Origin of the sequence: Mycolicibacterium fallax (assembly GCF_010726955.1) — a bacterium.
Classification (GTDB): domain Bacteria; phylum Actinomycetota; class Actinomycetes; order Mycobacteriales; family Mycobacteriaceae; genus Mycobacterium; species Mycobacterium fallax.
This window is the reverse complement of record NZ_AP022603.1, coordinates 1,462,737-1,485,015: the sequence shown is the minus strand read 5'-3', so window position 1 is coordinate 1,485,015 and position 22,279 is coordinate 1,462,737. Positions and strand designations below refer to the sequence as shown.

The 22,279-nt window shown below is 70.3% G+C and carries 20 protein-coding genes and 2 tRNA genes; 14 read left to right on the top strand and 8 right to left on the bottom strand.

Features of this window, described 5'->3' with window-relative positions; translation table 11 throughout:
* Positions 1–21 precede the first annotated feature (21 nt).
* Positions 22–94, bottom strand: a tRNA-Asn gene (locus tag G6N10_RS07040).
* Between the two features lie 152 nt (positions 95–246).
* Here G6N10_RS07040 and G6N10_RS07035 point away from each other — a divergent pair.
* The gene (locus G6N10_RS07035) at positions 247–480 is read left to right on the top strand and encodes a hypothetical protein (RefSeq protein WP_085100548.1); all 234 of its coding nucleotides are present in this window, start codon (positions 247–249) and stop codon (positions 478–480) included.
* Positions 481–526: 46 nt separating this feature from the next.
* On the top strand, positions 527–1,024 hold the full coding sequence (locus G6N10_RS07030) for an LppP/LprE family lipoprotein (protein WP_109750638.1): 498 nt from the start codon (positions 527–529) through the stop codon (positions 1,022–1,024).
* A 363-nt stretch (positions 1,025–1,387) separates the two neighbouring features.
* Here the strand turns inward: G6N10_RS07030 and G6N10_RS07025 are convergent, their stop codons facing one another.
* Positions 1,388–1,837, bottom strand: a complete 450-nt coding sequence (locus G6N10_RS07025) for a MarR family winged helix-turn-helix transcriptional regulator (protein ID WP_085100551.1) — start codon at positions 1,835–1,837, stop codon at positions 1,388–1,390.
* Between the two features lie 135 nt (positions 1,838–1,972).
* On the opposite strand from G6N10_RS07025, the gene G6N10_RS07020 reads away from it, so the two are divergent.
* Together G6N10_RS07020 and G6N10_RS07015 are read left to right on the top strand one after the other, a co-directional pair.
* The gene (locus G6N10_RS07020; protein ID WP_234810689.1) at positions 1,973–4,066 is read left to right on the top strand and encodes an ABC transporter ATP-binding protein; all 2,094 of its coding nucleotides are present in this window, start codon (positions 1,973–1,975) and stop codon (positions 4,064–4,066) included.
* Complete coding sequence (locus G6N10_RS07015; RefSeq protein WP_085100556.1) at positions 4,063–4,866, top strand: CbiQ family ECF transporter T component; 804 nt, start codon at positions 4,063–4,065, stop codon at positions 4,864–4,866. Before G6N10_RS07020 ends, G6N10_RS07015 begins: the two co-directional genes overlap by 4 nt.
* A gap of 28 nt (positions 4,867–4,894) precedes the next feature.
* Here G6N10_RS07015 and G6N10_RS07010 read toward each other — a convergent pair whose 3' ends face one another.
* Genes G6N10_RS07010 through G6N10_RS07000 form a run of 3 tightly spaced genes read right to left on the bottom strand, consistent with a single transcriptional unit; the run spans position 4,895 to position 7,867 of the window.
* Positions 4,895–6,202, bottom strand: coding sequence for an ABC transporter substrate-binding protein (locus G6N10_RS07010; protein ID WP_085100559.1), 1,308 nt, complete (start codon positions 6,200–6,202; stop codon positions 4,895–4,897).
* Complete coding sequence (locus G6N10_RS07005; protein WP_085100561.1) at positions 6,199–7,014, bottom strand: carbohydrate ABC transporter permease; 816 nt, start codon at positions 7,012–7,014, stop codon at positions 6,199–6,201. The genes G6N10_RS07010 and G6N10_RS07005 overlap by 4 nt, the downstream gene beginning before the upstream one ends.
* Positions 7,001–7,867 carry a carbohydrate ABC transporter permease gene (locus G6N10_RS07000; protein WP_085100564.1) on the bottom strand — a complete coding sequence of 289 codons (867 nt, stop codon included), beginning with the start codon at positions 7,865–7,867 and terminating at the stop codon, positions 7,001–7,003. Before G6N10_RS07000 ends, G6N10_RS07005 begins: the two co-directional genes overlap by 14 nt.
* Before the next feature lie 171 nt (positions 7,868–8,038).
* Between G6N10_RS07000 and G6N10_RS06995 the strand changes: the two genes are divergently transcribed.
* The 5 genes from G6N10_RS06995 to G6N10_RS06975 all read left to right on the top strand — a co-directional run bounded on the left by G6N10_RS06995 (position 8,039) and on the right by G6N10_RS06975 (position 12,390).
* On the top strand, positions 8,039–9,553 hold the full coding sequence (locus tag G6N10_RS06995; RefSeq protein WP_085100567.1) for a TldD/PmbA family protein: 1,515 nt from the start codon (positions 8,039–8,041) through the stop codon (positions 9,551–9,553).
* Complete coding sequence (locus tag G6N10_RS06990; RefSeq protein WP_085100570.1) at positions 9,553–10,926, top strand: metallopeptidase TldD-related protein; 1,374 nt, start codon at positions 9,553–9,555, stop codon at positions 10,924–10,926. Before G6N10_RS06995 ends, G6N10_RS06990 begins: the two co-directional genes overlap by 1 nt.
* A 44-nt stretch (positions 10,927–10,970) precedes the next feature.
* A complete protein-coding gene (locus G6N10_RS06985; RefSeq protein ID WP_109750639.1) occupies positions 10,971–11,774 on the top strand; it encodes a carboxymuconolactone decarboxylase family protein in 804 nt (267 codons plus the stop codon).
* An 86-nt stretch (positions 11,775–11,860) separates the two neighbouring features.
* A tRNA-Ile gene (locus G6N10_RS06980) sits at positions 11,861–11,934 on the top strand.
* Positions 11,935–12,249: 315 nt separating this feature from the next.
* A complete protein-coding gene (locus G6N10_RS06975; protein WP_163742307.1) occupies positions 12,250–12,390 on the top strand; it encodes an SAF domain-containing protein in 141 nt (46 codons plus the stop codon).
* An 87-nt stretch (positions 12,391–12,477) separates the two neighbouring features.
* On the opposite strand, the gene G6N10_RS06970 is transcribed toward G6N10_RS06975, so the two are convergent.
* Together G6N10_RS06970 and G6N10_RS06965 are read right to left on the bottom strand one after the other, a co-directional pair.
* On the bottom strand, positions 12,478–12,681 hold the full coding sequence (locus tag G6N10_RS06970) for a cold-shock protein (RefSeq protein ID WP_085100575.1): 204 nt from the start codon (positions 12,679–12,681) through the stop codon (positions 12,478–12,480).
* Between the two features lie 181 nt (positions 12,682–12,862).
* Positions 12,863–13,351 (bottom strand): hypothetical protein, encoded by a 489-nt coding sequence (locus tag G6N10_RS06965; RefSeq protein WP_085100578.1) that lies wholly within the window; start codon positions 13,349–13,351, stop codon positions 12,863–12,865.
* 269 nt (positions 13,352–13,620) lie between these two features.
* Between G6N10_RS06965 and G6N10_RS06960 the strand changes: the two genes are divergently transcribed.
* The 5 genes from G6N10_RS06960 (at position 13,621) to G6N10_RS06940 (ending at position 19,358) form a co-directional block, all read left to right on the top strand.
* Positions 13,621–14,763, top strand: a complete 1,143-nt coding sequence (locus G6N10_RS06960; protein ID WP_085100820.1) for an alpha/beta hydrolase family protein — start codon at positions 13,621–13,623, stop codon at positions 14,761–14,763.
* A gap of 39 nt (positions 14,764–14,802) precedes the next feature.
* Positions 14,803–16,239: a wax ester/triacylglycerol synthase family O-acyltransferase gene (locus tag G6N10_RS06955; RefSeq protein WP_234810690.1), complete on the top strand. Its 1,437-nt coding sequence runs from the start codon at positions 14,803–14,805 to the stop codon at positions 16,237–16,239.
* A 219-nt stretch (positions 16,240–16,458) separates the two neighbouring features.
* Positions 16,459–17,850 carry a PepSY-associated TM helix domain-containing protein gene (locus G6N10_RS06950; protein ID WP_085100823.1) on the top strand — a complete coding sequence of 464 codons (1,392 nt, stop codon included), beginning with the start codon at positions 16,459–16,461 and terminating at the stop codon, positions 17,848–17,850.
* A gap of 47 nt (positions 17,851–17,897) precedes the next feature.
* Positions 17,898–18,308: a nuclear transport factor 2 family protein gene (locus G6N10_RS06945; protein WP_085100585.1), complete on the top strand. Its 411-nt coding sequence runs from the start codon at positions 17,898–17,900 to the stop codon at positions 18,306–18,308.
* Between the two features lie 12 nt (positions 18,309–18,320).
* Positions 18,321–19,358 (top strand): LLM class F420-dependent oxidoreductase, encoded by a 1,038-nt coding sequence (locus tag G6N10_RS06940; RefSeq protein ID WP_085100588.1) that lies wholly within the window; start codon positions 18,321–18,323, stop codon positions 19,356–19,358.
* Here the strand turns inward: G6N10_RS06940 and G6N10_RS06935 are convergent.
* Positions 19,355–22,240 (bottom strand): MMPL/RND family transporter, encoded by a 2,886-nt coding sequence (locus G6N10_RS06935; protein WP_234810692.1) that lies wholly within the window; start codon positions 22,238–22,240, stop codon positions 19,355–19,357. The genes G6N10_RS06940 and G6N10_RS06935 overlap by 4 nt on opposite strands.
* Positions 22,241–22,279 lie beyond the last annotated feature (39 nt).

Here is a 22,279-nt window from a genome sequence, read left to right as displayed (position 1 = left end):
GGAACCTGCGGAAAAAGAAAGCTCCCCCGGATGGACTCGAACCATCAACCGCCCGATTAACAGTCGGGAGCTCTGCCAATTGAGCTACAGGGGAAGGCCGTCCGCGCAAGCGCGGAACGAGGGTTGACTCTAGCGCACCGACGCCGCGGAACGCCAAACGGCATCGACCGGGCTCGGCCCGGGATGCGTTGCCGGGCGATCGTCAGGCAGGATGGACAGCGTCGATCGTCGTCTGGAGGCAGTGGTTTGTTGGGATATGTCGCCGTGCTGGGCGTCGGCTACGTGCTCGGCACGAAGGCCGGACGTCGCCGATATGAGCAGATCGTCGGCGCGTACAAGGCGGTAACGACCAATCCGGCCACCAAGTCGGTCGTCGACGCCGGGCGGCGCAAGATCGCCCGCAGCGTGTCCCCGGACCCGATGGCCACCATCACCGAGATCGACGACATCACCGTCATCGAACCGCCCAAGGAGAAATGAGCCGCAACCCTCGACGGTCCGCCGGTCAGCTCCTAGGCTGATCGGCATGGGTGTGTTGCGTGTCCTCGTCGGACTTGCCGCGGTTGTGCTGTTGACGCTGACCGGCTGCGGGTGGAGCCCGTCGGGTCCCGAGCCCACCCCGCCGGACAGCTGCACCGCCGCCGACGCCCCGTCGGCCGACACCATCAACCGGGCGATGGACGGGCTCGCGGCGGCGCCGGGGGAGGCGAGCTGGACCGAGACCGGCCGCGGGTACAGCCGGGACTGCCGGCTGCACTGGGTGCAGGTCAGTCCCAGCGGCGCGACGGCGTCGTCGCCGGGCCAGGTGCTGTTCTTCGACCGCAACAACTATCTGGGCACCCCGACCCCGGACCCGAAGCCCTACCTGACGGTGCTGGCCGCCGGCGATGACACCGTGACGCTGCAGTACCAGTGGCTGCAGGGCGACGAACCCAACTGCTGCCCGACCGGCATCGGCACGGTGCGCTTCACGGTGGGCGACGACGGCCGGCTCAAGTCGCTCGATCCGGTGCCGGTCAACTAGGTCCCGCGCCGGGGACCTCACCGGCCGGGCACTGCACCCGGGCCCGCCACCTCACCGGGCGGGCCACTTCACGGCGCCACTTCACGGCGCCACTTCACGGCGCCACTTCACGGCGCCACTTCACCGGGCCGCGCCACCTAGCTGTGTGAAAATATTTTCACTTTCGCGGCCGAGAGTGAAAATATTTTCACACACCAGCGCGGCGGCCGGGTGGGACGCGCACCACCGGCACCACGCTCACCACCGGCACCATGCGTACCAGGCGGCCTCGACGCACACGCGCAGCGCGGTGGGACGCGCACCACGCTCACCACCGGCACCACGACGCGCACCCAGCGCACCCGTCGTGCACACCCGCACCCGCTACGAGCGCTGCGAGGCCAGTTTCAGCAGCCGGTCCATGATCTCGGTCGCCTCGGCGAGCACCTCGCGCTCGGCGTCGTCGAGCTGATCGAGCAGCGGGTCGATGCCGGCGGCGCGGTCGGTGCGGGCGCGGGCCAGCGCGGCGACCCCGGCGTCGGTGATGGCGATCAGCACCGCGCGGGCATCGCCGGGATCGGCGGTGCGGGTGACCAGGCCGGCGTCCTCCAGGCGGCGGACCTGGGTGGTCATCGTCGGCTGCGAGCAGTGATCCAGCGCGGCGAGGTCGGAGATCCGCGCGGACCCGGAGCTCTCGATGGTCGACAGCAGCCGGGCCTGGGCCCAGGGCAGCGGTAGTCGGGTGCGCTGGGTGGCCAGCCGGTTCAGTCGAGTCACCGCCGACAGCAGCCGCGGGCCCAGCTCCCGCTGCGACGCGGTTCGATCGAACGTCATGCTCACAAACTACATAGAAAAACTATGTACATCAACCGTCGCGGCGATGATTTCTTCACCGTAGGCGACCGGCCGGGGCGGTCCGCCGGGCGGGGGCGTGTGCCGCGGTCGTTCTGGGCTGGCAGAATTGGGCCGGTGATCGCAGACAGCTCGACGGCCCAGCGCCGCCCGTCGCGGTCGCTGACCCCCGCCGAACTTGCCCAGGCCGCGGTCACCGCCGCGCTCTGCGCGGCCTGCGCGGTCATCGCCGTCGTCGTCCCGTTCGCTCAGTCGGTCGCACTGCTGGGGATGGTCCCGATGGGCCTGCTGTCCTACCGCTACCGACTGCGGGTGCTGCTCGCGGCGGCGTTCGCCGGGGCTGGGATCGCCTTCCTGGTCGCCGGGGTCGGCGGGATGATGACCGTCGTCATCAGCGCCTACATCGGCGGGCTGACCGGCATCGTCAAGCGCCGCGGGCGCGGCACCCCGACGGTGATCGCCGCGTCGTTCGTCGCCGGCGTCGGCTTCGGTGGCTTCGCGGTCGCCGCACTGGCCGCGCTGTCCCGGATCCGGGAACTCATCTTCGCCACCATCAACGCGAACTTCGAGGGCACCGCCCGATTCCTCGAGGCGATGGCCAAGGCCGCCGACTGGGCCGCCAACCGGTCAGGCGGCTCGCAGTCCAGCGCGCTGGCCGAGGCGATCCGGGCGCCCGCCGACCCGCTGCGCGCCTTCGTCGCGACCGCGGTGAACTACTGGCCGCTGCTGGTCGGCGGCTATGCGGTGTTCACCATCATGATGGTGACGCTGATCGGCTGGTGGGCGCTGTCGCGGGTGCTGGAACGGCTGCGCGGCATCCCCGACGTGCACAAGCTCGACGCCCCGCCGCCGGGTCCGCCCGGCCCGGTGCCGATCACCCTGCGCGGGGTTCGGTTCCGTTATCCCGGCGCCGAGCACGACGCCCTGGCCCCCATCGACATGGAGATCGCCGCCGGGGAGAACGTCGCCGTCACCGGCGCCAACGGCTCGGGCAAGACCACCCTGATGCTGATCCTGGCCGGTCGCGAACCGACCGCGGGCACCGTCGAACGCCCCGGAGCGGTGGCCCTCGGTGCGGCCGGCGGCACCGCGGTGGTGCTGCAGCACCCGGAAACCCAGGTGCTCGGCACCCGGGTCGCCGACGACGTGGTGTGGGGGCTGCCGCCGGGTCAGCGCGTCGACGTCGACGGGCTGCTGGCCGAGGTCGGGCTGTCGGGGATGGCCGACCGCGACACCGGCGGGCTGTCCGGCGGTGAGCTGCAGCGCCTGGCGTTCGCCGGGGCGCTGGCCCGGGAGCCGCGGCTGCTGATCGCCGACGAGGTCACCTCGATGGTCGATCAGGCCGGCCGGGACGCCTTGATGGGCGTGCTGTCCGGGCTCACCACCCGCCATGCGATGAGCGTCGTGCAGATCACCCACTACACCGGCGAGGCCGACGCCGCCGACCGGATCATCAGCCTGTCGGACTCGGTGGACAACACCACCATGGTGCAGACCGCCTCGGTGCCCGCCGCGGCGGCCCCGGCCGCCGGCAGCGGACAGACCGTGCTGGAATGCCGCGGCATCACCCACGCCTACGGCGCGGGCACCCCCTGGGCCAAGACCGCGCTGCGCGACATCGACTTCTCCGTGGCCGCCGGCGACGGCGTGCTCATCCACGGCGGCAATGGCTCCGGAAAATCGACGCTGGCCTGGATCATGGCCGGCCTGATCACCCCGACCACCGGCGAATGCCTGGTGGCCGGCCGACCCGCCCGCGAGCAGCACGGCCAGGTCGCGGTCGCCTTCCAGGCCGCCCGGCTGCAACTCATGCGGCCCCGGGTGGACCTCGAGGTCGCCTCGGCGGCCGGCTTCTCGCCCGGGGACCGCCGCCGGATCACCGAGGCGCTGGCCACCGTCGGCCTGGACGGGTCGCTGGCCCGGCGGCGCATCGACCAGCTCTCCGGCGGGCAGATGCGCCGGGTCGTGCTGGCCGGCCTGCTGGCCCGCCGCCCCCGGGTGCTGATCCTCGACGAGCCGCTGGCCGGTGTCGACGCGGTCAACCAGGGCAAGCTGCTGCGGCTGCTGGAGGACCTGCGCCGCGACACCGGACTGACCGTGGTGGTCATCTCGCACGACTTCGTCGGCCTGCAGGGACTGTGCCCGCGGATCCTGCATCTCAACGGCGGGGTGCTGGAACCGGCCTCCGCGGCGGCCGGAGGTGGCGCATGAGCCGCGCGGAGAAACAGTCGCGGCCGGTGGTGCTGCTGCGCCCGGTGCCCGGCAACTCGGTGATCCACGAGCTGTGGGCCGGCACCAAGCTGATCGCGGTGTTCGCCTTCTCGGTGCTGCTGACCTTCTTCCCGGGCTGGCTGCCGATCCTGCTGGTCGGGGCCGTGGTGCTGGTGGCCGCCCGGATCGCCCGCGTCCCGTTCGGTGCGCTGCCGTCGATCCCGAAGCTGATGTGGGTGCTGCTGGCCATCGGGGCGGGCACCGCCGCGCTCGGCGGCGGGGAGCCGCTGGTGCACGTCTTCGGCATCGACGTCGCGCTCGGCGGCCTGCTGGCGTTCACCCGGGTCACGCTGCTGGCGGTGGTGCTGCTTGGCCTGTCGATGATGGTGTCCTGGACGACCAACGTCGCCGACATCGCGCCGGCCATCGCCACCCTGGGCCGCCCGCTGAAACTGCTGCGGATCCCGGTCGACGAGTGGGCGACCGCCACCGCGCTGGCGCTGCGGTCCTTCCCGATGCTGGTCGACGAGTTCCGGGTGCTCTACGCCGCCCGACGGCTGCGGCCCCGCGCGCAGCTGCCCACCCGCCGGATGCGCTGGCGCCGATTCGGCTTCGAACTCGTCGACCTGCTGGTGGCGGCGATCACCGCGGCCCTGCGCCGCGCCGACGAGATGGGCGACGCGATCACCGCGCGCGGCGGCATCGGGCAGATCTCCGCCTCGACCGCCCGCCCGGCCCGGCGCGATGCGTTGGCGCTGGTCGTGGTGGCCGCGGTGTGTGTGCTGGCGGCGCTGCTCTGAAGAACGGCCGGCCTGAAGAACCGCCGGCCTAAGAGCGCCGGTTGGCGGCGGCCTGCGCGTCCCGCAGCGCCGACGGCACCGGCAGTCGGCCCAGGAACATCTCGTCGAAGAACGGCCTGATCGCGGTCAACCCGGCCGCCGCGCCCGCCCCGGCGGGCACCTCGATGTGCGGGCCGTCGACCACCTCGAAGAACGGCCGCACGTCGACGCCGCGGGCCGACCAATGGTCGAAATAGCCGCGCTGGGCCTGCCGCACCGCCGGGATCGTCGCCCCACCCGCGCCCAGAAACGCATTGCCCTCGGTGCTGCCCAGCCAGTCCAGCAGCCGTCGCACCCGATCGGGGTGGACGCTGGCGGCGTTGCCGGCGGCGACGATGCCGTTGGTGACGCTGACCCGCCCGGCCGGCCCGGCCGGCATCGGCGCGACCCCCCAGCGGAAGCCGGCCGCATCGGCGATGTTGGCCAGGTTGTAGGTGCCCGATTGGAACAGCGCCAGCCGGCCGGCCAGGAACTGGTTGCGGGAGAAATCCCCGTTGTCGTTGGTGTCGCTGGCCGGCGGCGCGACATGATCGGTGTTGATCAGCCCGACCAGGTACTCGAACGCGGTGATCGCGGCCGGGTTGTCGAAGGTGAACGCGTCCCCCTCGGCGAAGCTGCCGCCCGCCGAGCCGACGAAGTTGAGGTTGATCGCCTGCAGATCATTGGCGGCGTTGTACCCCCAGATCCGGGTGCGCCCGGCATCGAATCCGGGGTCCGTGGCGCGCCGCCCGGCGGCATCGACGGTCAGCCTGGCCAGCACCGGCCGCAGGGTGTCGGCCGCACCGTCGCCCCAGCTCAGCTCGGCCAGGTCGGCCGGCGTCAGGCCGGCGGCCGCCAGCAGGTCTTCGTTGTAGTACACCGCGATCCCGGCGTCGGTCAGTTGCGGGACGCCCCACAGCGTGCCGGCCCGGGTGAACTGGTCGACGACGGCCGGTTCCCACCCGGGCCGTGGATCGATCGGGTGCAGCCGCCCGCTGTCGGCGTACCCGGCGAGGTTGGTGCTGTTGAGCCAGAACACGTCGGGGGCGGCGCCGCCGGCGACATCGGTGCGCAGGGTGTCGAAATAGTTGGCGTAGGGCACCGTGTCGATGCGGACCTCGATATCGGGATTGGCCGCGGCGAACGCCTGCACCGAATCCCGGTAGGCCGCGGCGACCCGCGGATCCCACAGTCGCAGCGTCAGCACCACCCGACCGGAGGCGCCGGGCTCGCGGCCGAGCAGCACCGCGGCGCCGAGCAACAGCGCGAACAGGCAGACCAGCGCGACGGCCAGCCGGGTGGAAAATCGCGTCCTCATTTGAGCCCGGTCACCACGATCGACCGCACGATGTGCCGCTGAAAGACCACGAACAGCACCAGCAGTGGCACGATCGCCACCGTGGTCGCGGCCATCACCGTCGTCCACTGCGCGTTGTACTGGGACTGCAGCCCGGCGGTGGCCACGGTGAGCACCCGCCACTTGCCGCCACTGGTGATCACCAACGGCCACATGAACGAATTCCATTGCGAAACCACGGTGATCAGCGCCAGGGTGACCAGGATCGGTCGGCTGGCCGGCAGGATCACATGCACCAGCACATCAAGGGTGTTGGCGCCGTCGAGACGAGCGGCGCGCTCCAGGTCCCGCGGGATCGAACGAAAGTGCTCGCGCAGCAGGAAGATTGCGTACGGAGACCCGAACACGAACGGCAACACCAGGGCCCAGAAGGTGTTTCGCAGACCGAGCGAACCCATCATCAGGTACAGCGGGACCACCGTCACCGTCGCAGGCACCATCAGCGTTGCCAGATACACCCAGAACAGCGCGTCGCGACCGGGAAAGTCCAGCCGGGCAAACGCGTACGCGGCCAGCACCGACGAACTGAGCTGGCCGACCAGGATCACCGCGGTCATCAGCGCGGTCACCATCGCGGCCCGGCCGAACCCGGCCCCCGACAGCGCGGCGTAGTTCTCCAGGGTCGGCGGGGACGGCCAGGACAGCGGGGCCGCGGTGGCGAACTGCTGGGCCGAGGTCACCGAGGTCAGCAGGCCCAGCCCGAACGGGGCCACGGTGATGACCGCCGCCGCGGCCAACGCCAGGTAGATCCAGCCGGACCTAGGTGAGGTCATAGCTGATCCGCCTGCGGAAGTAGCGGTGCTGGGCGATGGTGATGGCGACCAGCACGACGAACAGCACGATCGCCATCACCGCGGCCCGCCCGATCGCCGCGGACCCGAACGCCTCGTCGTAGATCCGGTGCGCCACCAGGTCGGTACGTCCGCGCGGGCCGCCGCCGGTCAGCGCGTAAACGGTGTCGAAGACCTGCGCGGCGCTGATCACCCCGGTCACCGCGACGAAGAACAGCGTCGGTCGCAGCATCGGCATGATGATCCGGGTGAACCGCTGCCACCCGGTGGCGCCGTCGATGCGGGCGGCATCGAGCACGTCGGCGGGGATGGCCAGGATCCCGGCCAGGAAGAACAGCGCCACATAGCCGACGTTGGTCCACACCGTCACCGCCGAAACCACCGGCAGCGCCAGCCCCGGGTCGGTCAGCCATTCGATCCGGTGCCCCAGCATCGCCGACACCGCGCCGTCGGTCGGGGCCAGAATCCAGCGCCACAGCACCGCGATCGCCAGCGGCGCGCAGATCCACGGCAGCACGTAGACGGTGCGAAAGAACCCGCTGCCGGGCAGTTCTCGAGCCAGCAGCGCCGCGATGCCCAGCCCGAGCAGCAGTTGGGCCGGCACCACCAGCGCAATGAACCCCAGCGTAACCAGCAGCGAGTTGCCGAACGCGGCGTCGGTGAGCACCGAACCCCAGTTGTCCAGGCCGACATTCTCGATGGGGCCGAGCAGATCCCAGCTGCGCAGGCTCAGCCAGACCACCACCAGCATCGGCAGCAGCAGAAAGGCCAGCACCCCAAACAGGCTGGGCGCCAGCAGTGCGTACGCCAGCGTGGTCTCGCGCCGCCGGATCATTCGGCCATTAAACCGCGCGGCGTGCACAGATGTCCGCTGTGCGCGCCGCCAACTGGATAATCCACTTGGGGGTGCCGATTTCACCCCAATTGTGCACGCCCGGCGGCGCGAGAAGCCCGAAGTCCCCGATATCCGCGGCGATCACCGCGCGGCCGGATACCGTGAGAACCCGTGACAGCCCGAACCATCGACGCCGATTTCCTGGCCCTGCCGCACCGGGCGCTGGCCGACGCCGCGCTGTCGGCGGCGGTGCAGACCGGTGCCAGTTACGCCGACCTGCGTGTACACCGGATCACCAGCGAGATCATCCAGCTGCGCGACGGCGAACTGGAAACCTCGGTGCTCACCCGCGAGCTGGGCCTTGCGGTGCGGGTGATCGTCGCCGGCACATGGGGATTCGCCTCGCACGCCGAGCTTTCGGCGGAGGTGGCCGCCGACACCGCGCGGCGCGCGGTCGAGGTCGCCAACAGCCTGGCCGCGCTCAACGCCGAGGCGATCGAACTGGCCGAGGAGCCGGTGTACGAGAACGCGATGTGGACCTCGAGCTATGAGATCGATCCGTTCGAGGTGCCCGGCGCCGAAAAGATCGCCGTGCTGGCCGAGTACTCGGGCCGACTGCTCGCCTCCGACGGCGTCGACCACGTCTCGGCCGGGCTGCACGCGGTGAAGGAACAAACCTTCTACGCCGACACCTTCGGCTCCTCGATCACCCAGCAGCGAGTGCGGGTGCTGCCGACCCTGGACGCGGTTTCGGTGGATCCGGCCGCTGGGCACTTCGAGTCGATGCGCACCCTGGCCCCGCCGATGGGCCGCGGCTGGGAGGTGGTCGCCGGCGACCGGGTGTGGGACTGGAGCACCGAGCTGGCCCGGCTGCCGGAGTTGCTGGCGGAGAAGACCAAGGCGCCGTCGGTGACCGCCGGGGTCACCGACCTGGTCATCGACCCGACCAACCTGTGGCTGACCATCCACGAATCCATCGGGCACGCAACCGAATACGATCGGGCCATCGGTTACGAGTCGGCCTACGCCGGGACCTCGTTCGCCACCCCGGACAAGCTGGGCAGCATGCGCTACGGCTCGCCGGTGATGACCGTGACCGCCGACCGGACCGTGGAGCACGGGCTGGCCACCATCGGTTTCGACGACGAGGGGGTGGCCGCGCAATCCTGGGATCTGGTGCGCGACGGCATCTTCGTCGGCTACCAACTGGACCGGGTGTTCGCGCCGCGGTTGGGCCGGTCCCGGTCCAATGGCTGCTCCTATGCCGACTCCCCGCACCACGTGCCGATTCAGCGGATGGCCAACGTGTCGCTGGCCCCGGCCGCCGAGGACATCGCCACCGAGGACCTGATCTCGCGGGTCGACGACGGGCTCTACATCGTCGGCGACAAGTCCTGGTCAATCGACATGCAGCGATACAACTTTCAGTTCACCGGCCAGCGTTTCTACCGAATCCGCAACGGCCGGTTGGCCGGTCAGGTGCGCGACGTCGCCTACCAGTCCAGCACCACCGACTTCTGGAACTCCATGGAGGCCGTCGGTGGGCCGTCGACCTGGCGGCTGGGCGGCGCGTTCAACTGCGGCAAGGCCCAGCCCGGCCAGGTGGCCGCCGTCAGTCACGGCTGTCCGTCGGCCCTGTTCAGGGGAGTCAATGTGCTCAACACCGTTGCCGAAGCGGGGCACTGATGATCCCCGCCGCACAGGTCGTCGAGCTGGCGCTGGCGGCCGCCGCCTGCGCCGGCGGTGCCGACGAGACCATCGTCCTGGTCACCGACACCGCCACCGCGGCGCTGCGCTGGGCCGGAAACACCATGACCACCAACGGGGTTTCGACCTCGCGCACCACCACGGTGATCTCCATCGTCCGGCGCGGCGGCCGGGCGCACGTCGGCTCACTGGCCTCCGCCGAGGTCGACCGCGAGGCGATCCCCGCGCTGGTCGCGGCCTCGCAGGCCGCCGCGCGCTCGGCGCCCGCGGCCCGCGACAGCTTCCCGCTGCTGCCCGCCGACCCGGCCGGGGTGGGTTGGGACGAACCGGCGCCGGGCACCGGAGCGGAGGTGTTCGCCCCGGTCGCCGAGGCGCTGGCGCGCGGCTTCACCGGCCCCGACACCCTCTACGGTTTCGCCCATCACGTGGTGGAGACCACCTGGCTGGCCACCTCCACCGGGCTGCGGCGGCGTTCGGTGCAGCCGACCGGGTCAGTGGAGATCAACGCCAAGCGCAACGGCGCCAGCGCGTGGGCCGGGGTGAGCACACCCTGGTTCGACGACGTCGCGACCGACGATCTGCTCGCCGAGCTGGCGATGCGGCTGGGCTGGGCGCAGCGCACCGTCGAACTGCCGGCCGGGCACTACGAGACGATCATGCCGCCCTCGACGGTCGCGGACATGATGATCTACCTGGGCTGGACGATGGACGGCCGCGGCGCCCAGGAGGGGCGCACCGCGCTGGCCGCGCCCGGCGGCGGGACCCGGGTGGGGGAGCGGCTGACCGACCTGGGCCTGACCATGTACTCGGATCCGGCCGCGCCCGGGCTGGAGTGCACGCCGTTTCTGGCGGTGGGCAGCTCGTCGGAGACGACGTCGGTGTTCGACAACGGTCTGGACCTGACCCGGGTGGACTGGATCCGCGACGGTTCCATCGCGGCGCTGGCCTATCCGCGCGCGGCGGCGCTGGAATTCGATGTGCCGGTGGCGATTCCGTCGTCGAACCTGCTGATGACCGGCGGTGATGCGGAGCTGGCCGACATGGTCGCCGGCACCGAGCGGGGCTTGCTGCTGACCACCCTGTGGTACATCCGGGAGGTCGATCCGACGTCCCTGCTGCTGACCGGGCTGACCCGGGACGGGGTCTACCTGATCGAGGACGGTGAGGTCAGCGCCGCGGTGAACAACTTCCGGTTCAACGAGTCGCCGCTGGACCTGCTGCGCCGCGCCACCGAGGCGGGCCGGGCGGAGAAGACGCTGCCGCGGGAGTGGGGCGACTGGTTCAACCGGGCCTCGATGCCGTCGCTGCGGATTCCGGACTTCCACATGTCGTCGGTCAGCCAGGCGCAGTAGCCGTACGACGGGACAAGCCGCCGGATTTGGCGGATACTGGCGGGGTGCTGGCTGATCTGACCCGGTTGGTGGCGCTGTCGCCGCCGAAATTCGCCGATCTGAACGCCGCGGTGCGCGAGGTGTGCGCGGCGACCATCGGGTGCCCGCCGCTGCCCGCCGAATCCCGAGGTGGGCCGGTCGATCCGATGATCACCGAGTTCGCCGAGCAGTTCTCCGCCGACGTTTCGGCGATCACCGCCGCCCAGCGCGCCGCCTACACCGAGTCGTTGGGCGCCGACGTGGCCACGGTGACGCTGTTGATCTACCTGGCCGACTTCGTGCCCCGGGTGGCGGCCGGTCTGCGATCGCTCGGCGTGGACTGGTCCCCGCAGGCCGGCGACTGGGACCACCACACCGATCCGGCGGCGCTGCTGCTGGGCCGGATGGTCGGCCGGATCGGGCAGCTGACGGACCTGGACCCGGTCAGCACCGAGGTGGTGCGGCTGCGGGTCGCCCGGGCGCACAACTGCCGGCTGTGCAAATCGCTGCGGGAACGCTCGGCGCTGGAGGCCGGCGGCTCGGAGGACCTGTACGACGGCATCGACGACTACTCGCACAGCTCGGTCCTGTCACCGGCGCACCGGGCGGCGCTGCGTTACACCGACGCGCTGCTCTGGACCCCGGCCCAGATCGACGGCGCCGAGCTGCTGGCGCACTACGACCGGGACGCCGCCGTCGAGCTGACCTTCGATGTGCTGCGCAACTCGTGCAACAAGATCGCGGTGTCCCTCGGTGCGGATGCCGCGCGGGTCTCCGAGGGCACCGAGGGGTACCGGATCGGACCCGACGGTCTGCCGATCTACGGGTAACCCGGTGGGGGCCGGGCGGGTCGGGGTGCGGGACCTCGTGCACGCCGATCGGGCTGGGCGTGCGACCATGATGCCGCGCTATGCCGGGGGCGGTAGCTCAGTTGGTTAGAGCCGGGGACTCATAATCCCTTGGTCGCGGGTTCGAGCCCCGCCCGCCCCACACGAGTTTCGCCCGCCGCGCCGACGCGGCCCGAAGCGGGCCGGGTCGAAGCGCCCGAAGCGGGCCGTGTCGAACCGCCGATTAACCCGCTACAGCGCCGGAACCGATTCGCGCGCAACGGGACTGACGTGATTGTTCGCGGCGATCCGATCCGCGGAACTCGCCGATGGCGGCGGGTGTGGTCGGACCGCCGGTCCCGGGGTGTAACGTCGAAGGTGGATGAGGCCGAATGGCCCGCCCCCAATTCCGTTCTGCTGTGCGCCGCGCCCCGCTGCCGGCCCGGCGGCGACGGACTCGACGCTTAGGAATTACGCAATGGATTCGAAGGTTCTTTTTTCGCACCCGGACGACACCACGGCCCCGGCCGTGGTGAACGACAATGATGTTGCGCCACTGGTCTTTTCGGATGCCCCGAAGAAGCAGTCGGGGCGGCACTCCGACCGCCCCGGGCAGTGACCAGCGCTCGGCGCAGACTCAACCGAACCAAAAAAAGAAAGCTGGTGCGGCGTGCGCCGCACCAGCTTTCCGAAGTCTGGGTTTTGGTCAGATGACCGAAACGCCGACGGCCTGCGGGCCCTTGGCGCCCTGCTCGACCTCGAACTGAACCCGAGCGTTCTCCTCGAGCGAGCGGAATCCGCTGCCCTGGATCTCGGAGTAGTGGACGAAGACGTCAGCCGCGCCGCCATCCGGGGCGATGAAGCCGAAGCCCTTTTCGCCGTTGAACCATTTCACAGTGCCCTGTGCCATTGAATTTACTTCTCTCATTTGAAAACGCGACAACCAAAATGCGCGCGTGGGCAGCATAACACGACGGCCGGTGCCAGGCGCTCCCCGAATCCGATCTCGATCCGTCGGCCCGTGGTTCTCGGCCGCCGCAGCCCAGGCCGGGTGCCCGGGCGCGAGCGGTCACCGGCGGTTCGGGGACCGTTCAGCGTTTGCCGCGGGTGCAGTTCGGTTCGGCCGGTTTGGTCGGCCAGGTGCACACGTCGATGTAGGTGGTCGAGTCGAAGCCGCCGCCGTCGAAGACGCCGTACACCGAGCCGTGCGTGCCGGTGTAGGTCGCACCGCCCCCGTTGCCGCCCTCGGAGGTGATGATCGTGGTGACCGTCCAGCCCCGGTCCGCCAGCGCGGCCCGGTAGGCCGCCAGCACCGCGCCCGGGGCGCCGCCGACCTGGTAGTGCAGGTGAATGCCGCCATCGGCGATCCGGTCGGGCCCGGTGCTGGTGGTGGCGTTCGCCGGGCTCGGTACCAGCGCGGCCAGATCGGTGTCGGTGGCCGCGGCGACCTCCGGGGCGTGCACGGTGGCCGTCGTCCCGGCAGGCCCGCCGGACTCCGAGGAACCGGTGCACCCCGAAACGGCCAGGCCGAGGGCCAGCGCGGCGACGGCAAGGGCGGCGGAATTACCGATGATCGTCATGGTGACACCTGCTCCCGTAGGAGAAAAATGGTAGGACCGGCCGGCGCCGGAAAGTGTGGAATCGACATTGTGGCCGCGCAGCCGCCGAATTTCGCCCGCCGCCTGAGGCGCCAAGATTTGCCGGAACGGCCGGGGTCGGCCAAGGTGGACCGGTGGAAACCTCAGGCACCGATTCGGTGAATGATCCGGAAACGTCGCCCCGGCCGGACGCCGAAGCCGCACCGAAAACTGCCCGCCGGCGGCAGCTGCCCGCGGCGGTGGAGACCGCGCTGGGCCCGGTGACCCGGACCGGACGGTTCTACGCGGGGGCCTGGCGGCACTACCTCGGCAGTGGCGAAAGCGAGCTGCCCGTCGCACGGCCGACCGTCGCGCTGCTCAGCCAGGCGCTGCGCGACGAGATCGTGCTGACCGGGCTGCGGACCCAGCGGCCGCTGAGTCGGCCCCGGGCCTTCCAGCGGATCGACGCCGAGGTGCACGCCGCGCTGGACTTCTACGGGGCCAAGGGCTGGCTGGACAACCCGGAGGGCTTCTTCGCCGCACCGCCGCAGCTCAGCGACATCGAATTCCACAAGGTCAAGGGCCGGGGACGCTCCTACCAGCGCTTCGTCTTCGACAGCGGCTACCAGCTGGAGCCGGGGGCACCCGGCGCCGAGCGCTGGGAGTCCTACACCTCCAACGCCAAGGTGTACGGACTGCTGCTGCGCCACGACGAGCCGCGGCCCTGGCTGGTCTGCGTGCACGGCGCCGAAATGGGCCGGGCCGGCATCGACCTGGCGCTGTTCCGGGCCCGGCACCTGCACGAGGACTTCGGTCTCAACGTCATTCTGCCGGTCAACCCGCTGCACGGACCGCGGGCCAAGGACCTGCCCAAGGGTAAGGCCATCCCCGGTGAGGAGGTCCTCGACGACATCCACTTCGCCGGCCAGGCCGTCTGGGACGTCCGCCGGCTGCTGTCCTGGATTCGCAGCCAGGAACCGGCCGCCCCGATCGGCCTGAACGCCATCTCGCTGGGCGGCTACGTGTCCTCGCTGGTCGCCAGCGTTGATCCGCGGCTGACCTGCGCGATCCTGGGTGTTCCGGTGGCCGACCTGGTCGGCCTGCTGGGCCGGCACGCCGGCTTCCGCCCCGACGACCCGCGCAGCAAGACCCTCGAGGCCGCCCGCCCGCTGGCCGCGATGGTCTCGCCGCTGTCGATGCAGCCCAAGGTGCCGATGGCCGGGCGGTTCATCTACGGCGGCGTCGCCGATCGCGTGGTGCACCCGCGCGACCAGGTGGTCCGGCTCTGGGAGCACTGGGGCAAACCCGAAATCGTCTGGTACCGCGGCGGCCACACCGGGTTCTTCACCGCCCGCCCGGTGCAGAAGTTCGTCGATGCCGCGCTTGTGCAGTCCGGGCTGGTCGGAAAGCGCTAGCCTGCCGAAGAAGACCTCGACCGGCAGGAGCGTGACGTGATGGCGGCTAACCGCCCGATGGCCGCCATCGATGCGGCGATGATGACCGGTGATGTGCTCACCAACCCGATGCACGTCGCGGCGCTGATGATCTTCACCCCGCCGCCCGGATCCGATCGGCATTACGTCGACGACCTGTACCGCGACGGCCTGATCAACCTCGGCGGCGTCGACCCCCGGCTGAGCAAGCGCCCGCGGATCGGCCTGGACACCCTCGGCCGCTGGGTCTGGGAGGACGTCGAGGTCGACCTGCACAGCCATGTGCAGCGCCGGGTGCTGCCGGCCGGGTCCGGGGAGCCCGAGCTGTGGCAGCTGGTCGCCGACCTGCATTCGCTGCCGCTGGATCGGCACCGGCCGCTGTGGATGGCGTACCTCATCGACGGCCTGGACGACGGCAGGTACGCCCTCTACATCAAGCTGCACCACACCCTGGTCGACGGGGTGGAGGGCATGCAGATGATTGCCGACGGGCTCAGTCCGGACCCCGAGGCCCGTGACGTCAAACCCTTCTACTCGGCCGGCGAGCATGCTCCCGAGCCGGCCCGGCCCGAGCACGGCCTGCCCGACCCGGCGTCGGCGCTGTCCGCGGTCGCCGGCGCGGCCGCGTCGTCGATCGACTTGGCGCGCAACATCATCGGCGGCGGGATCGACTATCTCGGCGCCGCCGTCGAGGGCATCAGCCCGGTGCCGATGAGCGCCCCGTTCACCCGGTTCAACGATTCGCTGGGCTTCAAACGCGCGGCGGCCGGCGGCAGCTGGCCGCTGCAGCGGTTCCGCGAGCTCGCCGACGCCGCCCGCGCCGGCAGCGGCGATCCGGTGACCATCAACGACGTGCTGATGACCGTCGTCTCCGGGGCGCTGCGCGGCTGGCTGCTGGCCCACGACGAACTTCCGGACAGTTCGCTGATCGGGATCTGCCCGATCAGCGTGCGCGCCGGGGAGGGTGGCGCCCCGGACGGCAGCGCCGGATCCGACAGCGGAAACATGTTCGGGCTGCAGCAGTGCCCGCTGGGCACCGATCTGGCCGATCCGGCGGAGCGGCTGACGCTGATCCACCGGTCGATGGCGTGGGCCAAGGACCAGGTGGCGCGCCGGGGGTCGGCGGCCTCGATGTTGCTGACGGCGCCGAGCCTGGCGCCGACGCTGCTGCTGTCGATGCTTCCGCTGACGGTGAAGTGGCGCACCGGCTACAACCTGCCGATCTCCAACGTCCGCGGCCCGCGCGAGCACATGTACTACAACGGGGCGCACCTGGACGCGCTGTACCCGGTCTCCACGGTGTTCGACGGCTTCGGCCTCAACGCCACGATCTGCTCCTACGCCGACACCGTCTCGTTCGGCTACGTTGCGGGCCGCAGCCTGGTGCCCGACGTGGACACGCTGATCCCGCTGACCGAGACCGCGCTGGCCGAGCTGGCAGCCGCGATCGGCTGGTGAAACCGCATTAGTCGGCTGCCGGGGCGGAAAAGTTCCGGGTGATCCGGCTGTTTTTCTGGTGATTGCGCAGGTCGGCGCGGTGTGAAACGGTAACCGCTGGATCCGCGCCCGGACACCGGTTCCGGCGGCGCTCGACAGTGAGGCCCCCGTTTGTCGATCACCGAAACCGAGACCGTCGCGTCGATCACCGGCCCGACCGGCGCGCATCGGTCGCTGCTGATGCGACTGCACTTCTACGCCGGGGTGCTGGTCGGCCCGTTCCTGCTGATCGCCGCGGTCACCGGCGGGCTTTACGCGATCGCCCCGACGCTGGAGCAGTGGAGCTACCGGGACCAGCTGCGCGCCCAGACCGACGGCCCGGCGCTGCCGCTGCCCGATCAGGTGCGGGCCGCCCAGCAGGTGCGCCCGGATCTGGTCGCGGTGGCGGTCCGCCCGGCCGCCGCGGCCGGGCAGACCACCCGGGTGATGTTCGCCGACCCCAGCCTGGGGGAGTCCCAGACCCTCGCGGTGTTCGTCGACCCGGCCACCGCGCGGTCCCAGGGCACGCTGGCGGTCTATGGCAGCAGCGGCGCGCTGCCGGTGCGGACCTGGCTGGACAATCTGCACCGCAGCCTGCACCTGGGTGAGCCCGGCCGGCTCTACAGCGAGCTGGCCGCGTCCTGGCTGTGGGTGGTGGCCCTCGGTGGGCTGTGGCTGTGGGTCGCCCGGTACCGGCGGATGCGCGCCACTGGTGCGTCCTCGGCCCGGCTGCTGTCCGTGCAGCGCGGCGCGACGGGTCGGCGCCGGACGCTGAATTGGCATGGCGTGCTGGGGATCTGGATCGCCGTCGGGCTGGTGATGCTGTCCGCGACCGGGCTGACCTGGTCGGCCTACGCCGGCGCCAACGTGGATGCGCTGCGCGCCGCGCTGTCCTGGACGACCCCGACGGTGAGCACCGCGCTGGCCGGGCCGCCGGCGGCCCCCGCCGGCGCCCCCGCCGGCCACGGCCACGGCCCCGCGCCCGAACCGGCCGTATCGGTCACGCCCGGCGCCGTCCGGGTGGCCGAGTTGGACACCGTCGTGGCGGCGGCCCGGCGCGCCGGGATCGGCGGCGCCGTGGAGGTCGGGATGCCCGCGGATGCCCAGTCGGCGTTCACCGTCGGGCAGATCCGGGCGCCCTGGGTGATGTCCAACAACTCCGTCGCGGTGGACCCGGCCACCGGTGAGATCACCGACGTGTCCTGGTTCGCCGACTGGCCGCTGGCCGCCAAGCTGGCGGCCTGGGGGATTCAACTGCACATGGGCACCCTGTTCGGGCTGCCCAATCAGCTGGCCCTGCTGGGGCTGGCGGCCGCGCTGACGGCGGTGATCGTGGCCGGGTACCGGATGTGGTGGCAGCGCCGCCCGACCCGCGGCCCGGGCGCGGTCGGCCGGCCGCCGCGGCGCGGGGCGCTGAGCACGCTGGCTCCGGCCACCGCGGTGGCGGTGCTGGCCGTCGCCGCGGTCGTCGGCTGGTTCGTCCCGTTGCTGGGGATCAGCCTGGCCGGGTTCGTGGCCGTCGACGTCGCCGCCGGGGTGCTGGCCGGTCGGCGCCGGCGACCGGATCTGGACAGTGCCGGTACCGGTGGATAGGCTCCGCCGGTACTCAATTAGTTGACTAAGCGGTTATGGGGTGTGGGATGCAGCGATTCCGTGCGGCCGTCGAGGCCCGTGACGCCGCGGCGATGGAGGCCTGCCTGGCCGACGACGTGGTGTTCACCAGTCCGGTCGCGTTCCGGCCGTATCCGGGCAAGCCGATCACCGCGGCCATCCTGCGCGGCGTGCTGCGGGTCTTCGAGGACTTCCGCTACCTGCGTGAGATCAACGACGCGGGCGGCCACGATCACGCGCTGCTGTTCGAGGCGACCATCGCCGGAAAGCGGCTCACCGGCTGTGATTTTCTGCACGTCAACGCCGACGGGCTGATCGATGACTTTATGGTGATGGTGCGTCCGCTGTCGGGCGCGACCGCCCTGGCCGCCGCCATGGCCGAGCAGTTCGAGCGGATTCAGCGCGAGGCCGTCGAGGCCGTCGCGCGCGAGGCCCGATAGAGGAGAACGAACGTGCGGATTGGCTTGGGGATCAACTACGCGGGCGGCTTCAAGGAGGTCGCGGCCGAGGTCGCCGATCTGGAACGCGCCGGCCTCGACGTGGTGTTCGTCCCCGAGGCGTACTCCTTCGACGCGGTCAGCGCGCTGGGCTATCTGGCCGCCAAGACCGAACGGGTGCAGCTGGCCTCCGGGGTGCTTCAGCTCTACACCCGCACGCCGACGCTCACCGCGATGACCGCCGCCGGCCTGGACTACGTCTCCGACGGCCGCTTCATCCTCGGCCTGGGCGCCTCGGGCCCGCAGGTCATCGAGGGCTTTCACGGCGTGCCATACGACGCGCCGATCGGGCGGACCCGCGAGGTCATCGAGATCTGCCGGCAGGTGTGGCGCCGGGAACGGCTCGAACACCGGGGCAAGCACTATCAAATTCCGCTGCCGGATGGCCAGGGCACCGGCCTGGGCAAGCCGCTGAAGCTGATCAATGAACCGGTGCGCGAACGCATTCCGATCCTGCTGGCCGCGCTCGGACCGAAGAACGTGGCGCTGGCCGCCGAGATCGCCGAGGGCTGGCAGCCGATCTTCTACCTGCCGGAGAAGGCCAACGACGTGTGGGGTGCGGCGCTGGCCGCCGGTCGGGCCAACCGCGACCCGGCGCTGGGAACGTTGGATGTCTACGCCGGGCCGGCGCTGGCGATCGGCGAAAACGTCGAGCCGCTGCGGGAATTCATCAAACCCCACCTGGCGCTCTACATCGGCGGCATGGGGGCCAAGGGCAAGAACTTCTACCACGACCTGGCCACCCGCTACGGGTACGGGGCGGCCGCCGACCGGATCCAGCAGCTCTACCTGGCCGGCGACAAGGACGCCGCCGCCAAGGCGGTGCCCGACGAGCTGGTGCGTGACGTGTCCTTGATCGGTCCGGCCGGTTTCGTCCGGGACCGCGTCGCGGCGTTCCGGGAGTCCGGGGTCACCGTCCTCAACGTGGTCCCGCTGGCCGGGAGCACGCTGGAGCGCGCCCGGCTGATCGAGGCGCTGCGCGAGCTCTGCTAACCGTCCGGGCCGGCGCCCGCGCCCGCGGTCTCGGGCGTCTTCGGCCACGGTGACGGCAGCGGCCGGCGTCGCACGAGCTGCGGCCACCAGAACCAGCGGCCCATCAGCGCGGCGATCGACGGCGTCATGAACGCCCGGATCACCAGGGTGTCGAACAACAGGCCCAGCCCGATCGTGGTGCCCACCTGCGCGACCACGGTCATCGAACTGACCACCATCGACATCATGGTGAAGGCGAACACCAGTCCCGCGGAGGTGACCACCGAACCGGAGCCGCCCATCGCGCGGATGATGCCGGTGTTGATGCCGGCGGGCAGCTCTTCCTTGAGCCGCGCCACCAGCAACAGGTTGTAGTCGGCGCCGACGGCCAGCAGCACGATCACCGCCATCGCCATCACCATGAAGTGCAGGTCGATGCCGATGATGTGTTGCCACAACAGGATTGACAGGCCGAACGATGAACCGAGGGATATCAGCACGGTGCCCACGATGACCAGTGACGCGATGATGGCGCGGGTGATCAGCAGCATGATGATGAAGATCAGGCTGATCGCCGCGATGCCCGCGATCAGCAGGTCGTAGTCGTTGCCCTCCTGAAGGTCCTTGAACACCGAGGCGGTGCCGCCGAGAAAGATCTTGGAGCCCTCCCACGGGGTGCCCTTGATCGCCTCCCTCGCGGCGTGCTTGATCGCATCGATGTTCTTGATGCCCTCGGAGGTCAGCGGGTCGGCGTCGTGAGACACGATGAACCGCACCGATTTACCGTCGGGCGAGATGAAATTTTCCATGCCGCGTTTGAAATCGGCGTTGGTGAAGATCTCCGGCGGCACGTAGAACGAGTCGTCGTTGTTGGCCTTGTTGAACGCCTCGCCCATCGCGGTCTGGTTGGCCTGCATGGCCTCACCCTGATCGGCCATCCCCTTCTGGGTCTGGTACATCGTCAGCATCATCGCCTTGGAGGACTTCATCGTGGCGATCTGGGCGGGCAGCGTGGCCAGCATCTGCGGCATCAACTCGTTGAGCCGGTCCATGTCGACGACCATGCTGGAGATGTTGTCGATCATCGGGTCGACCTTGTCCAGGGCGTTGAAGATGCTGCGGATCGACGAGCACACCGGGATGTTGAAACAGTGCGGCTCCCAATGCAGGTAGTTGCGCAGCGGCCGGATGAAGTCCTCGAAATCGGCGAGGTGATTGCGCAGCTGGGTGACGTCGTCGACCATGGTGTGCATCTTGGTCGTCATCACCGACATGGTGCCCATCATCTGGCCCATCAGCGTCATCATCGCGTTCATGGTGTCGATGGAGCCCTGCATCAGCTCGGCCTGCTCGAGCATGTTGTCGGTGCTCTTGTCGAGGTAGGGCCGGTTGAGGTCCTGCAGCACGCCGCTGCGGCTGAGCATCGCCGGAATGGTGGTGAAGTCGATCGGCTTGCCGTCGGGCCGGGTGATGGCCTGCACGCTGCCGATGCCCGGAACCCGGAACACCGCGCGGGCCACCTTCTCGATCACCAGGAAGTCCGCCGGGTTGCGCAGATCGCGATCGGTCTCGATCATCAGCAGCTCGGGATTCATCCGGGCGGGGGAGAAGTGCCGCTCGGCGGCGGCGAAGCCCTCGTTGGCCGGCAGGTCCGCGGGCAGATAGTTCCGGTCGTTGTAGTTGGTGTGATACCCCGGCAGCGTCAGCAGGCCGACCAGCGACAGCGCCAGGGTGGTCAGCAGCACCGGCAGCGGCCAGCGCACCACGATGGTGCCGATCCGCCGCCATTCCCGGATGCGCATCGCGCGCCGCGGTTCCAGCAGTTTGCCGAACCGGGTCGCGACGGTGATGATCGCCGGGCCCAGCGACAGCGCGGCCAGCACCGCCACCGCCATGCCCACCGCGATTGGGATGCCGAGGGTCTGGAAGTACGGCAGGTTGGTGAAGTGCAGGCAGAACAGCGCACCGGCGATGGTCATGCCCGAGCCGAGCACCACGTGCGCGGTGCCGTGGAACATGTCGTAGTAGGCCGACTCCTTGTCCATCCCCTTGGACCGGGCCTCCTGATAGCGGCCGATCAGGAAGATGGCGTAGTCGGTGGACGCCGCGATGGCCAGCGTCACCAGCAACTGGGTGGCGAACGTCGAGAGCCCGATCAGGTTGTGATAGCCCAGGAACGCCACCATGCCGCGGGCGGCGGCGAGCAGCATCACCACCATCGACAGCATGATCAGCACGCTGCTGATCGCCCGGTAGGTCCACAGCAGCATCGAGATGATGACGGCGAACGTGGTCAGCTCGATGATCCGCACGCTCTTGGTGCCGGCCACCTGCTGGTCGGCGGCCAGCGCCGTGCTGCCGGTGACATAGACCCGCAGCCCGTCGGGCTTGGGCAGGTCGGCGACCAGCTTCTGGATGGCCTGGGCGGACTCGTTGGCCAGCGCCTCGCCCATGTTGCCGGCCAGGAACACCTGTACGTAGGCCGCCTGGCCGTCGTTGCTCTGCGCGCCGGCCTGGGTGATGGTGTCGCCCCAGAAGTCCTGCACGTGCTCGACGTGTTCGGTGTCGGCCTTCATCCGGGCCACCATGTCGTCGTAGAACACGTGGTCGGGGTCGCCGAGCAGGCCGTCGCGCTCCAGCACGATCATCGCCGAGGCGTCGGACTTGAACTCGTCGAAGACCTGGCCGACGCGCTTCATCGCGACCATCGACGGCGCGTCGTCCGGGCTCATCGACACCGACCGCATCTCGCCGACCACCTCGAGCTGCGGAACGGTGGTGCTGAGCAGGCCGATCAGCACCAGCCAGGCCAGGATCACCCCGATGGCGTATTTGCGCAGGAAGCGCCCGATTCCTCGGTGAGTGCTGGTGTCGGTGCTGGGCACGACGGCGGTGTCCGGCACGGTTCGCGGGGCTCCTCCCTGGGACGGCACAGGCCGGGT

Excerpts from the sequence above, each read along its gene's own strand:
- G6N10_RS07005 (WP_085100561.1), bottom strand. The coding sequence starts at position 7,014 with ATGACCTCACCTAGGTCCGGCTGGATCTACCTGGCGTTGGCCGCGGCG.
- G6N10_RS07015 (WP_085100556.1), top strand. The coding sequence starts at position 4,063 with ATGAGCCGCGCGGAGAAACAGTCGCGGCCGGTGGTGCTGCTGCGCCCG.
- G6N10_RS07000 (WP_085100564.1), bottom strand. The coding sequence starts at position 7,867 with ATGATCCGGCGGCGCGAGACCACGCTGGCGTACGCACTGCTGGCGCCC.
- G6N10_RS07030 (WP_109750638.1), top strand. The coding sequence starts at position 527 with ATGGGTGTGTTGCGTGTCCTCGTCGGACTTGCCGCGGTTGTGCTGTTG.
- G6N10_RS06950 (WP_085100823.1), top strand. The coding sequence starts at position 16,459 with ATGCGACTGCACTTCTACGCCGGGGTGCTGGTCGGCCCGTTCCTGCTG.
- G6N10_RS07025 (WP_085100551.1), bottom strand. The coding sequence starts at position 1,837 with ATGACGTTCGATCGAACCGCGTCGCAGCGGGAGCTGGGCCCGCGGCTG.
- G6N10_RS06955 (WP_234810690.1), top strand. The coding sequence starts at position 14,803 with ATGGCGGCTAACCGCCCGATGGCCGCCATCGATGCGGCGATGATGACC.
- G6N10_RS06965 (WP_085100578.1), bottom strand. The coding sequence starts at position 13,351 with ATGACGATCATCGGTAATTCCGCCGCCCTTGCCGTCGCCGCGCTGGCC.
- G6N10_RS06945 (WP_085100585.1), top strand. The coding sequence starts at position 17,898 with ATGCAGCGATTCCGTGCGGCCGTCGAGGCCCGTGACGCCGCGGCGATG.
- G6N10_RS07010 (WP_085100559.1), bottom strand. The coding sequence starts at position 6,202 with ATGAGGACGCGATTTTCCACCCGGCTGGCCGTCGCGCTGGTCTGCCTG.
- G6N10_RS06990 (WP_085100570.1), top strand. The coding sequence starts at position 9,553 with ATGATCCCCGCCGCACAGGTCGTCGAGCTGGCGCTGGCGGCCGCCGCC.
- G6N10_RS06975 (WP_163742307.1), top strand. The coding sequence starts at position 12,250 with ATGGATTCGAAGGTTCTTTTTTCGCACCCGGACGACACCACGGCCCCG.
- G6N10_RS06970 (WP_085100575.1), bottom strand. The coding sequence starts at position 12,681 with ATGGCACAGGGCACTGTGAAATGGTTCAACGGCGAAAAGGGCTTCGGC.